Source organism: Fluviispira multicolorata, assembly GCF_009208585.1.
Taxonomy (GTDB): domain Bacteria; phylum Bdellovibrionota_B; class Oligoflexia; order Silvanigrellales; family Silvanigrellaceae; genus Silvanigrella; species Silvanigrella multicolorata.
In genome coordinates, this window is record NZ_WFLN01000004.1 from 306,902 (window position 1) to 320,285 (window position 13,384).

General features: G+C 31.5%; 11 protein-coding genes. 8 read left to right on the plus strand and 3 right to left on the minus strand.

The window, feature by feature from the left end; translation table 11 throughout:
- Positions 1–32: 32 nt before the first annotated feature.
- From GCL57_RS01435 to GCL57_RS01445, 3 genes are all read left to right on the plus strand, one after another.
- The gene (locus GCL57_RS01435; protein ID WP_152211476.1) at positions 33–302 is read left to right on the plus strand and encodes an OB-fold nucleic acid binding domain-containing protein; all 270 of its coding nucleotides are present in this window, start codon (positions 33–35) and stop codon (positions 300–302) included.
- Positions 299–1,828: a hypothetical protein gene (locus GCL57_RS01440; RefSeq protein WP_152211477.1), complete on the plus strand. Its 1,530-nt coding sequence runs from the start codon at positions 299–301 to the stop codon at positions 1,826–1,828. Before GCL57_RS01435 ends, GCL57_RS01440 begins: the two co-directional genes overlap by 4 nt.
- A 151-nt stretch (positions 1,829–1,979) precedes the next feature.
- Positions 1,980–3,104 carry a DUF2786 domain-containing protein gene (locus GCL57_RS01445; RefSeq protein ID WP_152211478.1) on the plus strand — a complete coding sequence of 375 codons (1,125 nt, stop codon included), beginning with the start codon at positions 1,980–1,982 and terminating at the stop codon, positions 3,102–3,104.
- 23 nt (positions 3,105–3,127) lie between these two features.
- Here the strand turns inward: GCL57_RS01445 and GCL57_RS01450 are convergent, their stop codons facing one another.
- Positions 3,128–3,361, minus strand: coding sequence for a hypothetical protein (locus GCL57_RS01450; RefSeq protein WP_152211479.1), 234 nt, complete (start codon positions 3,359–3,361; stop codon positions 3,128–3,130).
- Positions 3,362–3,411: 50 nt separating this feature from the next.
- A complete protein-coding gene (locus GCL57_RS01455) occupies positions 3,412–4,605 on the minus strand; it encodes an MFS transporter (RefSeq protein ID WP_161597537.1) in 1,194 nt (397 codons plus the stop codon).
- Positions 4,606–4,796: 191 nt separating this feature from the next.
- Between GCL57_RS01455 and GCL57_RS01460 the strand changes: the two genes are divergently transcribed.
- The 4 genes from GCL57_RS01460 to GCL57_RS01475 all read left to right on the plus strand — a co-directional run bounded on the left by GCL57_RS01460 (position 4,797) and on the right by GCL57_RS01475 (position 9,156).
- Positions 4,797–5,597, plus strand: a complete 801-nt coding sequence (locus GCL57_RS01460; protein WP_152211481.1) for a substrate-binding periplasmic protein — start codon at positions 4,797–4,799, stop codon at positions 5,595–5,597.
- A gap of 198 nt (positions 5,598–5,795) precedes the next feature.
- Positions 5,796–6,569: a hypothetical protein gene (locus tag GCL57_RS01465; protein ID WP_152211482.1), complete on the plus strand. Its 774-nt coding sequence runs from the start codon at positions 5,796–5,798 to the stop codon at positions 6,567–6,569.
- Between the two features lie 17 nt (positions 6,570–6,586).
- The gene (locus GCL57_RS01470) at positions 6,587–8,455 is read left to right on the plus strand and encodes a S8 family serine peptidase (protein ID WP_152211483.1); all 1,869 of its coding nucleotides are present in this window, start codon (positions 6,587–6,589) and stop codon (positions 8,453–8,455) included.
- A gap of 35 nt (positions 8,456–8,490) precedes the next feature.
- Positions 8,491–9,156, plus strand: coding sequence for a hypothetical protein (locus tag GCL57_RS01475; protein ID WP_152211484.1), 666 nt, complete (start codon positions 8,491–8,493; stop codon positions 9,154–9,156).
- Positions 9,157–9,256: 100 nt separating this feature from the next.
- On the opposite strand, the gene GCL57_RS15040 is transcribed toward GCL57_RS01475, so the two are convergent.
- Positions 9,257–11,860 (minus strand): ATP-dependent Clp protease ATP-binding subunit, encoded by a 2,604-nt coding sequence (locus GCL57_RS15040; protein ID WP_152211485.1) that lies wholly within the window; start codon positions 11,858–11,860, stop codon positions 9,257–9,259.
- 249 nt (positions 11,861–12,109) lie between these two features.
- Here GCL57_RS15040 and GCL57_RS01485 point away from each other — a divergent pair, with 249 nt between their 5' ends.
- The gene (locus GCL57_RS01485; RefSeq protein ID WP_161597538.1) at positions 12,110–13,375 is read left to right on the plus strand and encodes an FtsX-like permease family protein; all 1,266 of its coding nucleotides are present in this window, start codon (positions 12,110–12,112) and stop codon (positions 13,373–13,375) included.
- Positions 13,376–13,384: the final 9 nt, after the last annotated feature.

The window sequence follows — 13,384 nt, forward strand, 5'->3', positions numbered from 1 at the left end:
TAAATTTTTTTTCATGTGAAAAAAGAGCACGTTTGGTTGATATCAAACTGCTTTTATTAACTCCAGATGGTTATTTTAATCAACCTATTGTGTTGTCAGGAAAAGTAAATGAAATAGGTCCAGGTGCGCTGTGGTTTATTTTAGAAGATAAAACAGGTTATATTCAGGTGACAACAGAAAATATTTCCCATCACAACTCCTGTATTCATAAAGGTAATGAATTATCTTTATCAGGGCGTTTAGAGCAATATGAAAATCATAAATATTTTTCTTTGCATTCAGTTTTGAGGTGTTTTCATTGAAAAATAATTTATTTATACTTATTTTTTTTATTTTTCTTTTTTCTGCATGTAGAAAAATTTCTTCAGATAATGAAAAGCAATATTTTGTTTTTCAAGGGTTATCAAATAAAGACATAATTCTTTATAAAATGACTCGAGATGATAAAGATAATAAAGTATATTATCCTTTGATGAAAGTGAATACAAATACAAAGGTTTTACTCCCAAAGGGAAAATATTTTTTAGCAAATGAATGTAGCTCTTATGAATTTAATAATGAAAGTGAAAAAGAAGAAAAAGTTGTTTTGAGTCGTGTGAGTATTATTCTTGGCAATAAAAATATTACAAATAATTCTCTTGATCAGAAAGAAAATGTCTATAATAGTTATTGCATTGACCCACTTGATGGTAAAGAACATTGGTTTATAAATAAATTAAGTTTTGATATATTACCAGGAAAGAACTCAATATCTATTTCTGGCCGCACTGTAGATTTAAATTTCCAAGCTGGATTATTTTCTGATAAAAGGATAGATCTTTGGCCTCTCACGCTTTCTTCTCCTATAAATACAGATTCCAGTAAGTTTTTTTCATTGCCACTTGATTTAACTTTGAAAGAGAAAAAATTTGTTATTTCTGCACCAGTAAATGGAACTTTATGGTTACAAGCGGGGCGTTATCAAGTTGAAGTCAATGGTAGCAAGCAGATTATGTTAATCCAACCTTCTTCAACTTATAATATTAAACTTGGAGTTATTCGTATAGGTTCTCCGAAAAATTTTCCTATTGAAGAGAGATTGAAAGCAGGTGGACAACCTATCTTTGCATATATTAATGAAAAAGTTTTATTTCGTCTGAATACAGATTATCCTGTTTTTCCAGGAAAATATAGAGTTACTTTAGAAGGGACAGAAATTGAAAAAAATGTAGTTGTGAGCGAATATGAATTGAGCTCTGTAAAAACTCAGGGGGCTTTGGTCATGTCGCCACCCTGCGGAGAAAAATATGAAAAATGTAGAGCTCCTTCACGAATAACTATCCATATGAATAGAATGCCTTTTGTGCTCATGACAGTTCCATCGGATATGCCTTTTTTAGTTTTTGATCAAAAATATGAATATGGAATTGAAGGTATTAAAGGTATTTTTAAAAATCTTTATACGTCAGAAGATTCAGTACGCATTGATAAATTAGGGCGTATTAAAATTAAATGGGAAACGCGTTATACAACAGGGAATACCAAAACAGATTTTGTCCGTTTTGAATCTAAAAGTATGAATATGTTTGGAAAATCAATAGATATTATGTATTTTAAACCGGATGAAATTTATCTACCTGAGGGAGATTATTGGTTAAGCTACTTTGTAGGCGATCAGAATTTAGTATTGCCAAAGACACGAGTTGATGTTTCCTTGGGTGGAGGGTTGACAAAAGAAGTGACCATCCCTCTTTATATGGAAAAAACCACGGAAAACTTAACAGCAGAAAAAAATAAAGAAAACTCAACATTGACAACAAAAACAACACTTTCTCCTATTAAAAACTAATAATTATAAAGATCAATACAGTTCTTAAAATGAAAAAATTACTTTTTAAAAAGCGGGATAAAAAATTTCTTAGTTTGCCCATATTTTGATACTTAAATGAAAATATTTCAAATGTGATGTAGAATTGTATTTGGAGGCAGTTAAGGATTTTATGAAATTTCAAAAGATTAAGAATGATTTACGCACTCGATGGACATTACAACTGTATAAAGAATATGGAAATATTTGTTATCAATATGGCGTATACTTAAAGAAACCTCTTATTTTAATAGAAGATTTAAAGAATACTTGGGGAAATTGGAACTCCCATTCTAAAATTATCACCCTCTCTATTTTATTGATTGAAGAGTACCCGTGGGATGTCGTTATAGGAGTGCTCAAGCATGAAATTGCTCATCAAATAGTAACAGATATCTTTTGTTCAAATGATAAACACGGTTCAGACTTTCAAAGAGCCTGCGAAATGATAGGTGTGTCAAAAGAATTTTGTAAATGCACTTTAGATATAGAAAATAAAATATTGCATTTTCGCAACGAAAAAAATTGTAATGAAGACGAAAATGTTCTTCGGAAATTAGAAAAACTACTAAATCTAGCACAATCTGCAAATGAAAATGAAGCTTTGTTAGCTATGGAAAAAGTGCAAGATCTTTATAGTAAATATAATGTTAAAAGAATACAAGAAGGGCAAAAATCAGAGTATTATTCACTTGTTGTTAATTTCAATAAGAAAAAAGCACCGAGTACTTATGTTTATATTGCTTCACTTTTACAACAACACTATTTCGTGAATGTTATTTTTTCAGATCTATATGATCCACTTGCAGATGAATCCTTTAAAACCCTCGAAATTTTGGGCACACGTCACAATGTGCTTATGGCTGAATATGTTTTTTATTTTTTAATTGAGCGCATTGAATCACTGTGGAAAAACTATCAAAAAGAAAAAAATGTCACGGGCCGTCATAAAATGTCTTATCAAAAGGGGTTGCTCGTTGGTTTTCAAGATAAACTAAACCTTTTACAAAAAGATAAATTAAAAAAGAAAAAAGAAAATAATATTGATCAAGAAAATATAACTTCTTTAATTCTCCTTGAAGATAAAAAATTACAAGATTTTACGAAGAAAATGTTTCCGCGTATTGTTAAAAAAGATTCATCTACAAATAAAGTCTTTACGGAACACTATGATAAAGGAAAGAAAGAAGGTGAAAAAATTATATTAAATAAAGCGGTAACAACTCATGTTAAAGAAAAACGTTTTTTAAGTTCGTAATTTAAATCCTAATATATTTAAATTTACAAAGTTCTAAAATAATGATTTATAGAAAAATTATAATCATCCTCACATTGATTATATGTCTTCCCTTCTGCAAGGCAGCTATTTAGAAAAGCTGTATAGGTTAATGCTGTATCGTGAATTTCTACAAGATTTTTTTCAACAAGAGATTGTATTTGATTTTCGTTGGCAAAAAGTGTATTTGAAAAAGAAGATAATATAAAATAAACTATAGCAATTTTTTTTGAACACATATCGATCCTCAAATGCAAGTGCTGATCAAATAGACATCCCTTAGAAAAGATTATTTTTCGGGCAATTGTCTGTTATTAAGTTCTTCATCGATTTTTAAATATTTAAATATTAAAGTCAATAATAGAATTCCTGCAAATATTTCAATATAGGCGGCATATCGCAATACCTTAACAGCACCAATGATATCTGCAAAGACTCCTGAGGCAGCTGCTAGAGAGGCCCCTAAAGTGCTTTTGGCTAATTGAATGATTGAAAAAGCAAATGGTCTATACTTTTCTTCTAAATCATTTTGGACTTTTGTTTCAACAAGAACTATTGTTACAGCTCCCATTAGTCCTAATAAAGTAAATATTGTACAACTGATATAAAAGTTTCCACTTATCGTAAAAAGAAAAACGAGTAAACCATCAAAAATGACGAGTAGTATAATTGAAAGAGCCTCATTTTTAAATTTCAAAAACATGGGTATTAAAGCCCCCGTGATACCTCCAATACCAGCCATTGAAAATAAAATACCTGTTATAGAATTGTCAGCATTAAACTTTTCTTTGACAAATGGAAAAATAAGAGGAGTTTGCATTTCAAGAACGATCACAACAAGACAATAACTTATTATAAGAAATAGTATGATTCTTTTTGAAAACAAATATAAAATATTTTCCTTAAAAGAGAGAGTTTTTTCTTGTCTAGCTGCCTGAAAATTAATTTTAACATTTTTTAAATTAATTAAGAAAAAAATTGGAATCAAGCAAAGAAATGACAATGATAAACAAATTTGTGAGAGGCTATAAAAGGCTGCGACAATACCTCCTAATGCAGGTCCAACGATGATTGCAATTTCACTTAAAAACGTTTTTTTACTATTGAATTTTGCTCTCAGCTCAGGTTCGATTTGTATTGCATCAAAGGATTGTTTGGAGACTCGAATAATTTGATCAAGTATACCATTTAGTATAATTAAAATCATTAGAATACTTGTATTATAATTATAAAAATAAAGGACAATGAGTGCAAAAAATTTTATAATACTACAGAAATGGATGTTTTTAATAAGGAGGTGAGATTTGAAGAAACGACCCGAAAAAAAACTTATTAAGAATGAAGGAAGAGTGATTGCTAAAGCAATAAAACCAATTTGAGAAGCGCTTTGGTTTGCTTTATAAACACCTCCTATAATTGCGATGTAATATAAAAATGCAGATGAAGTTAGGAAAAAATCTAAGAAGATAAGCCTATAATACATAAAATCCTCAATACCCATTCTAGAAAATTGTCTACTATAAATGAATCAAATTAAATTTAAAATGAATGAAATAACTTGATAGTCTCATTTTAAAATAAAATCATATTAGTATGTCAAGATCTCTAATTGAATATTTCTTTCGAGTGAAATAAAATTAGAAAGATGAAAAGTAATTTAAGAGGAGAATTTGCATGAAATTAATATCTCAGTATGTGTTACTTTTAACAATCCTACCACAGTTAAGTGTTTTAGGTCAAGATCTCCCAAAATGTTTTAAAAAATTTACACTCTCATATCTCGAATCAAATCATTTCTATAATTCTAAAAAAGACAAGGGGATTGATAAAGACATTATAAGTGAAATTTCAAAACGTTCTCATTGTCAATTTGTCACAGTTCATATGACGAGAGCTCGCATGTGGAAATCTATTGAAAGTGGAGAGCTTGATTTTAGTACGGGTGCGATCATAACACCAGAACGGGAAAAATTTGGCTATTTTAGTCTATATTATAAGAGCAAAAATTTAACTCTTCTCAGGAAGGAAATAAAAAAATCCTTAATGTCTGATTTTTTAGAAGATACCAAATTACGATTTGGAGTCGTAAGAAGCTTTAAGCATGGGAGCAATACACTTGATAATGTATTTTTAAAGAATCTTCAAAAAGAAGGGCGTGTGCTTGAATTTGTAGATCAGGAGAAACTTTATTTAAATTTATATCACAATAAAGTTCAAGGTATTTTCTTAGAATCCTTTAAATTTAGAGATTTATTTGAAAAATACAAGGATATAAAAGATAAGTTGAATATTGTGGATTGGATTCCCAAAGAAGAACCCTTTCTCAATGGAATTATTATGTCTAAAAAATCAATTCCGCAAATAGAGGCTGTAAAATGGCAAAAAATAATAGCTGAAATTGTTTCAGATGGAACACTTGAAAAAATATTTAGAAAATATTTGCCAATTGAAGATATAAAAAAAATAAGTTTATGACATTAAGTGTCAAATTCACCAGAAAAGATCACTCTTTTTCTTAGATGAAAAGTGTCAACTACAAAATGGGGGCACGAACAGCATGCAATTTATTACATAAAAGTCATCACTTTGACTTTTGAGATTATACTTTAAATTTATAATCTAATATGACTTTTAGTTATTATAATTTAAAAATTTTAAATATCGGAGATGAACTTGAATTATAAAATTATTATAATTTTATCTGCGGTTATTTTATTGCTCTTTATTGGAGTTAAAATACTAAAAAAAGATGAGAAAATTGAAAGCCAAAAAGTCGAAGAAAAAGTTCTTGAACAGCCACTTCAGTCAAATGCTCAAGGTGAGAAAGAGGTTATTAATTTGCCAGCAGAATTGACTAAGGAACAAAAGGAAATATTAAGTAAAGCACCAAAAAATCGTTTTGAAAGAGATATGTTGCTTTTAGAGGAAAAAAATAAAAATTTGCATAAGAATGTTGAATTTAAAGAAAGTGAATTTAAAGTCTTTTTAAAAAAAGAAGCAAATAGAAAAATTCCAAGTACAAATAATTGGTCATTTGTTAATAATGTTCTAGCAATGGATAAAAAAAATTTGAAGGATCCAAATAAAAAAATATTATGGGAAGATGATAATTTTTATTATGTAAGAACTAACTCATCTGAAATGAATGGTTCATATGAGCATTTTAATCCTAAGTTTTCATTAGTTGCAATCCAAAATGATACTTTTTCTGTTGGAATTGTCAATGGTTTTTTTATTATAGAATTAAAACAAAAAATAAATGATATACATGCTTTTGAGATACAAAATCATGTGAAATTAATTTCTTCTTATCCAAAAAGCAATATTATTGTGGTGCGTGCTCAGGAAAAGAGTAATATTTTACAAACTATTTATGACTTAAAAATAAATCCAAATATTAAAGATTCAAATTTAGAAATAATTACAGGCTTTCCTGTGCCTAATTAATAATTAAGAGGTCTTAAATGTCTAGTAAGAATATTTATTTACTTTTAATTTTACTTCTTGCAGGTTGTGGAAAAGATGGAAAGAGTCATAATAATTCATTATTTGATAAGCAGTGGCATTTAAAAAACACCGGTCAAAAATTATTTATCAATGAAGTTGGGAAGGCAGGAGTAGATATTAATTTGACTTTTCCAAGTAAATTTACTGGAAAAGGAGTTAATGTTCTCGTCACTGATACTGGGGTTGATTTTTATCATGTTGATCTTGAAAAAAATATGAAACCGAATTCTTTTATTGATTTTACCAATGCAATTGGACTAAGAGTTTTAAATAAATATAAATTAGAATTTGGAGAATCTCATCATGGGACAAGCGTTGCTGGTATAATTGGAAGTTCAGTTAATGCAGACAATCATTTTAGAGGTATAGCTCCTGATGTTAAAATAGCTTCCGCAAATTATTTATCTAACTATAAAATTATATCAATTGCTACACTTTTAGGTTCAGAGATGTTTATTTATGACTTTGCTGCTAATAATAATATTAAAATAATTAATGAGAGTTATGGTTCTCCAGCTTTTAATCCTGGTTCATTTTATTTAGGTCCTGATATTCATTTAAATAATGTTATAAAGAATAATATAAAAAATGCTGGAGCTGGATTTATAATTGTTAGATCTGCAGGTAATGCAACGTGCAGCCAATATTATGCAGAAAAGATATTAAAAGCAAAAGGATACTCCTATTGGCGTGTAAATGATATTTTAGAGACATTGACTCCGAATTCATTTTCAACTCTAAACATTGATATGACCGAGATATTAAAAGCAATTCGACCCACTTTGTCGCAAATGGACGAAGATAAAACAAATCCTTATAGAATTGTAGTGGCTGCTTTGAGCGCTAATGGAAACATTGCTTATTATTCAAGTATAGGAGCAAATATTTGGGTAACTGGATTATCAGGAAGTGAGAGTAGCGTTCGCGCAAACGATGGGATTTTTCATTCACCCATTTCTAAAATGGAATATCCAGAAATCCTCACAACAAGAATAGCGGGAATGCCAAGTAAAGGTGATTATTCTTTATTTGATATTGGTTTTTTAGTAGAAAATAAAAAACTTAATTACACTGCAAATTTTAATGGAACTTCAGCAGCTGCACCAACAGTCAGTGGCGTCATCGCACTTATGTTAGAGGCGAATCCTAATTTAAGTTTTCGTGATGTAAAACATATATTGGTTAAAACATCTAATCGAGATAAATTAACTCCAGACCCTAAACCTTATTGCATTAAAATCCTAGAAAAAATTGGCAATTTTAATCCTAATTTTTCACAGCTTTGGAATGTGAATTGGGTACAAAATCAAGCAGGAAATGTTTTCCATAATTTTTATGGATTTGGTCTGATTGATGCGGATAGAGCAATTGAAATGGCGAGAAATTTTCATTCACCATTTGGAACAAATCAGATTGAAATTAATGAAAAAAAACCTGAAAATATGAATGTTGGAGCTGGTATTTCTTCTACCTCGAATTTAAATATTGGAAATAATTTAAGCATTGAAGCTGTGCAAGTCACTCCTTTTATTGAAGCAGATTGGCCAGATGGTTTAGGAATTGTATTGCAGTCTCCTAGGGGCACCAAAAGTACATTATTATATCCAGGGAATTCATTGATAGCACTTGAAAATGATCGTAAAATTAAAAATTATTCATACCCAGTAAAAGATTATTCAAAAGTTGATACCACTTCGGGAGGTGTTTATCTCTCTAATGCCTTTTATGAAGAAAGATCGGATGGCGAATGGAAACTAACTCTTTTAAATAGCAGTCAACATCCTGCTAAATTAACTGGATGGAAAATAAAAATAATTGGACATTAAATATAGAATTTTTTGATTTTCACATGAGGTTTTTCATGGATTTAAAAAGAATAATATTGCTAATAGTTCTGATTTTTTCTTGGCAGAACTCTTTTGCTTTGGGAAGTAATTCAGATTTAGATATTCTGACAGGAATAGGTATCACGCGATATAATGAAAACAGTGATGATCTCTCGCCAATTTCTAATGCAGCTCTTACAGGAATAAATTTAAATGGCACTCTTTTATTTCCAATAAATAATGGTCAATTTTGGGCTCCTGTTTTTGGTGGGGGAATGACGTTTTCAGCTTTATTTGGAAAAGAAAATATCGGAACGTATAACTCATCAACCGTATTCATGTCATCCTTATTTTTAATTGCAAATGGGGGATTAAAATTTGGTTCCACTCCTTCATTTTCTCTATATACACTTGTGAACCTTGGATATTCTTTATATGATAAACATTCAGCTGAAATAGAAACAATATTTAGCACCTATCATGTGGATACTGAAATTAAAAACCATTATTTGTATGGTATAAATATAATTGGAATGTTTGAAAAATCAAAAAATTTTAATATGGGTGGCGGTTTTATATTCAATAGACACTCAATGAGATATAATAGTTTTATACTTCTTGGAAAAGAGCCTACAAATATTGGCATTGACACCACTTTTGATGAGTATTCTTTTAACTTTTTAATCAGTTTTAATTTCTAATTCTAAGATCATTTCTAGAAATTCTTGTGCAAAAATTCGATTTATAGAAGTGTTGTAGGACAAGAGTTTCTAGAAAGTTTATTAACGAATAAAAATAAAATTATCTTTTGCTAAAGACAATTTTATTTTCGCTGTTTTCATTGGCGACTATGGTGTCTCCTTCAGAAAAATGACCTGCTAAAAGTTCCATTGAAAGGGGCACTTCCACCAATTCTTGTAAGGAACGTTTGAGAGGACGGGCTCCAAAGTTTATGTCCCAGCCTTCAAGAGCAATGCGTTTAATGAGGTTTGCAGAAACTTCAAGTTGCATATTTTGCTGTGCAGCTAAACGAGCACTTAAGCGTGCTACCTGTATGCGGACAATTTTTTCAATAACATCTTCACCCAATGCGTTGAAAATTACAGTTTCATCAATACGATTCAGAAGTTCTGGACGCATGTGAGTGAGCAGTTCTTGCATAACAGCTTGTTTTAATTTTTCACCGTTACGTTCATGAGCCGGTTCTTCGAGTATGCGATGTGCTCCAATGTTGCTTGTCATAATAACAATGCAGTTTTGAAAACTTATGGTTCTTCCCTGACCATCGGTTAAACGACCATCATCCAGCATTTGTAACATAATGTTTAGGACTTTGGGGTGTGCTTTTTCAATTTCATCAAATAAAACAACGCTATAAGGTTTTCTACGAATGGCTTCGGTGAGCTGACCACCTTCTTCAAAACCGACATAACCAGGAGGTGCGCCAATTAAGCGAGAAACAGAGTGTTGTTCCATATACTCAGACATGTCTATTCGGATAATAGCCTTTTCGGAGTCAAATAAACTCTTTGCAAGTGCTTTTGCCGTCTCGGTTTTACCAACTCCAGTAGGACCTAAAAACAAGAAGGAACCCATTGGTTTATTTGGATCTTTCAAGCCACTGCGGCTTAAGCGAATAGCGTTTGCCACAGCTCTGAGAGCATGGTCTTGACCTACGACGCTGTCACGCAGCTCATCTTCAAGTTTAAGTAGGCGTTGGCGTTCTGCTGAGAATAATTTATTCACAGGTATACCTGTCCAAGTTGAAACAACAGCTGCAATGTCTTCTGCATCGACTTCTTCTTTTAATTGAACAGATAATTCGTCTGGTTTACGCTCTTCATTTTCTAATGAGTTTTGAGTGAGATCTCTAAGACGCTGTTGAAGTTTTGGCATTTCTCCAAATTTTATTTCACTTGCTCGAGCGTAATCGGCATGTCTTTCATATTCTTCCATTTTAACGCGGGCTTTTTCGATTTCTTTTTTTAGAGAATTAATTTCGTTGACGCTGCCTTTTGCTGATTGCCATTTTGCATGCAACCTTTTTGCCTCAAGTTCGAGTTCTTTCAGTTGATTTTCGATGTCAGATTTTCTTGAAAGTGCTTGAGAATCTGTTTCTTTAGATAAAGCAACCAGCTCAATTTTATATTGAGATATTTTTCTTTCGATAGTGTCAATTTTTTCAGGTACACTGTCCAGTTGAATTTTAAGGCGACTTGAAGACTCATCAATTAAGTCAATTGCTTTATCAGGTAAAAAACGATCGGGAATATAACGATCAGAAAGCGTTGCTGCAGCTACTAAAGCATTGTCTTTAATGCGAATTCCATGGTGGATTTCATAGCGTTCTTTAAGACCACGTAGAATAGTTATTGTGTCTTCAACGCTCGGAGGATTGACCATAACAGGTTGGAATCGACGTGCGAGTGCAGGATCTTTTTCAATTATTCTATATTCATCGAGAGTTGTTGCGCCAATACAACGTAACTCTCCTCTTGCAAGCGCAGGTTTTAGCATATTTCCTGCGTCCATTGCACCGTCTCCACCACCTGCTTTCACCATGGTGTGAATTTCATCGATGAAGAGAATTATTTTGCCAGAAGCATCTTGGACTGCTTTTAATACAGCCTTTAATCTTTCTTCAAATTCGCCACGAAATTTTGCTCCTGCAACCAAAGCAGAAATGTCGAGACCCATAAGTTTTCTATTTTTTAAGGTTTCAGGTACGTCACCACGAATAATGCGTTGAGCAAGACCTTCTGCTATAGCGGTTTTACCAACTCCAGGTTCTCCAATTAAAATAGGATTATTTTTTGTTCTCCGTGAAAGAATTTGAATAACTCTTCTCACTTCACTGTCACGGCCAATAACGGGATCGAGTTTATTTTCTTCGGCGAGTTTTGTTAAATCTCGCGCGTATTTTTCAAGGACACCGAGTTTGTTTTCAGGGGTTTGGTCTGTCACTTTGTTGTTGCCTCTTATGCTTTGAACAGCTTTTTTTAGAGTGTCTAAATCGAGATTATATTTTTTGAATAAATTAGAAATCGATGTTTGTTTACATATTGGTGCAGCAATTAAAAAATGTTCAATTGAAATAAACTCATCTTGAAATTCTTTTTTAATTTTTTCAATTTCATCAAGATAAGATGACAAGAAAGAACCAGTGGATGGCTCTGCACCACCTGAAACCTTAGGCAGATTTTCAACAATTTTTTTAAATTCATTGGCAAAAACTTGAGTTTTGATGCCTAAGTGTTGAAATGTCATTTTGACGATTTCTTCGTCTGTATTAAAAATGGAATAGAGGATATGGGAAGGGGTGAGTTCTGGATTTCCATTTTTTCGAGCAAGGGAATGGGCTTCATTGATTGCATTTTGAGCGTGGGTCGTAAAGCTGTAGGCCATGTGCAAAATCTCCTTATTTTTGTTGAGATCACAATAAGTTAATTTGCGAGTAACTTTTTAACTTGCTTTCTCACAAGATAAAAGATTTATCTTGCAGTAAAATTGTCAAGGTCTGTGCTTAAAATAGAATAAAATCTTTTTTGGGCACAGTTGGTTTCAGTCTCGAAAGAATATGATAAGTCATTCTTGATGTTGGATGTCCGAGCAAAAAAGTGCATGGTAGACTTTAATAACAAGAGGTTAATTATAGTGAACTTAATTTCAAGATTAGCTCTTAATTTTATTTGTAAAAAAAATTCAAAAAAGTTGAGTTTTACATCACTTGTTTCAATTGTTGGAATATGTTTTGGTGTTTCTGCTTTTCTCGTAGTTATTACTGTTTTAAATAGTTTTCAAGCGGAAATTAAAAATATTATTTCAACGGTTAATCCAAATTTAATTGTATTTTCTCAATATGGGATTCAAGATGTTAAAACAACAGAAAAAGAATTAAAGAAATTAATTAAAGCACCTGTTGAAGGTATGAGCCCATTTATTTATCAAGAATCTGTAATGGGACTCGGTCGGCAAACATCCTCGGTTTATATTAAAGCAATTCAAGGAACGAAGTCTGCGTCTGCAAATGAGGTAAGTAAATTTATTTATCCAAAGAGTGCGCTTGAAACGTTGAATGTTTCAAGTAAACTTATCGATCAATATCGTAACACATTAGATGCAGGTAACAATCCAGCTCTGTTGCCCCATGTTATTTTAGGTAAAGAACTTGCAGATGATCTCGATGCTAAAATAGGTAGTATTGTTACTTTAATGACTTTTGGAGCGGGAAAAAGCGCACTTGGAGTTCGTTATAATAAACTCTATGTGACTGGTATAGCCTCAACTGGATTATCTGAATATGATCGTAAAAATGTTTTTATGAATTTTCAAGATGGTGTGAATTTATTTGGCAGTGAAGGTTGGGCCAGTGGAGTTGAAATAAAACTCAAAAACTCAACTGAAGCTTTGCAAGTTTCAAAAGATTTACATGGAAAAACACCATATAACATTGTTGCATGGCAAGATATAGATACAAGTTTATTTGAGCAAATTGAAAGAGATGGTACGTCTATTAAATTAATTGTACTTATTATTTCTTTTGTAGCTGGTTTTAACATAATTGTTGCACTTAGCTTAACGGTTATCGATCGTTCAAAGCAAATTGCATTGTTAAGAGCTTTAGGCGCTAAGAAAACTCTTATTATAAGTACATTTGTATTTTCTGGTCTTTTTCTTGGAATTTTAGGTTCAACATTAGGAGTTTTTTCAGGACTTGTTCTATTAAAAGTATTTTCAGGAATCTCTTTGGGAGATTTTCAGAAATTTTATTACCTTGAAAAAATTCCCGTACAAATTGACACTCAGCTTATTATATTTGCATTTTTAACATCGATATTGTTATCATTTTTTGGTGCTTTGTACCCTGCTTGGAGAGCTTCTAAAGTTTCTCCTATGCATGGCTTAAAGCAAGGAAATTAATGGAAAGGA

Excerpts from the sequence above, each read along its gene's own strand:
- GCL57_RS01445 (WP_152211478.1), top strand. The coding sequence starts at position 1,980 with ATGAAATTTCAAAAGATTAAGAATGATTTACGCACTCGATGGACATTA.
- GCL57_RS01450 (WP_152211479.1), bottom strand. The coding sequence starts at position 3,361 with ATGTGTTCAAAAAAAATTGCTATAGTTTATTTTATATTATCTTCTTTT.
- GCL57_RS01455 (WP_161597537.1), bottom strand. The coding sequence starts at position 4,605 with ATGTATTATAGGCTTATCTTCTTAGATTTTTTCCTAACTTCATCTGCA.
- GCL57_RS01460 (WP_152211481.1), top strand. The coding sequence starts at position 4,797 with ATGAAATTAATATCTCAGTATGTGTTACTTTTAACAATCCTACCACAG.
- GCL57_RS01470 (WP_152211483.1), top strand. The coding sequence starts at position 6,587 with ATGTCTAGTAAGAATATTTATTTACTTTTAATTTTACTTCTTGCAGGT.
- GCL57_RS01475 (WP_152211484.1), top strand. The coding sequence starts at position 8,491 with ATGGATTTAAAAAGAATAATATTGCTAATAGTTCTGATTTTTTCTTGG.
- GCL57_RS15040 (WP_152211485.1), bottom strand. The coding sequence starts at position 11,860 with ATGGCCTACAGCTTTACGACCCACGCTCAAAATGCAATCAATGAAGCC.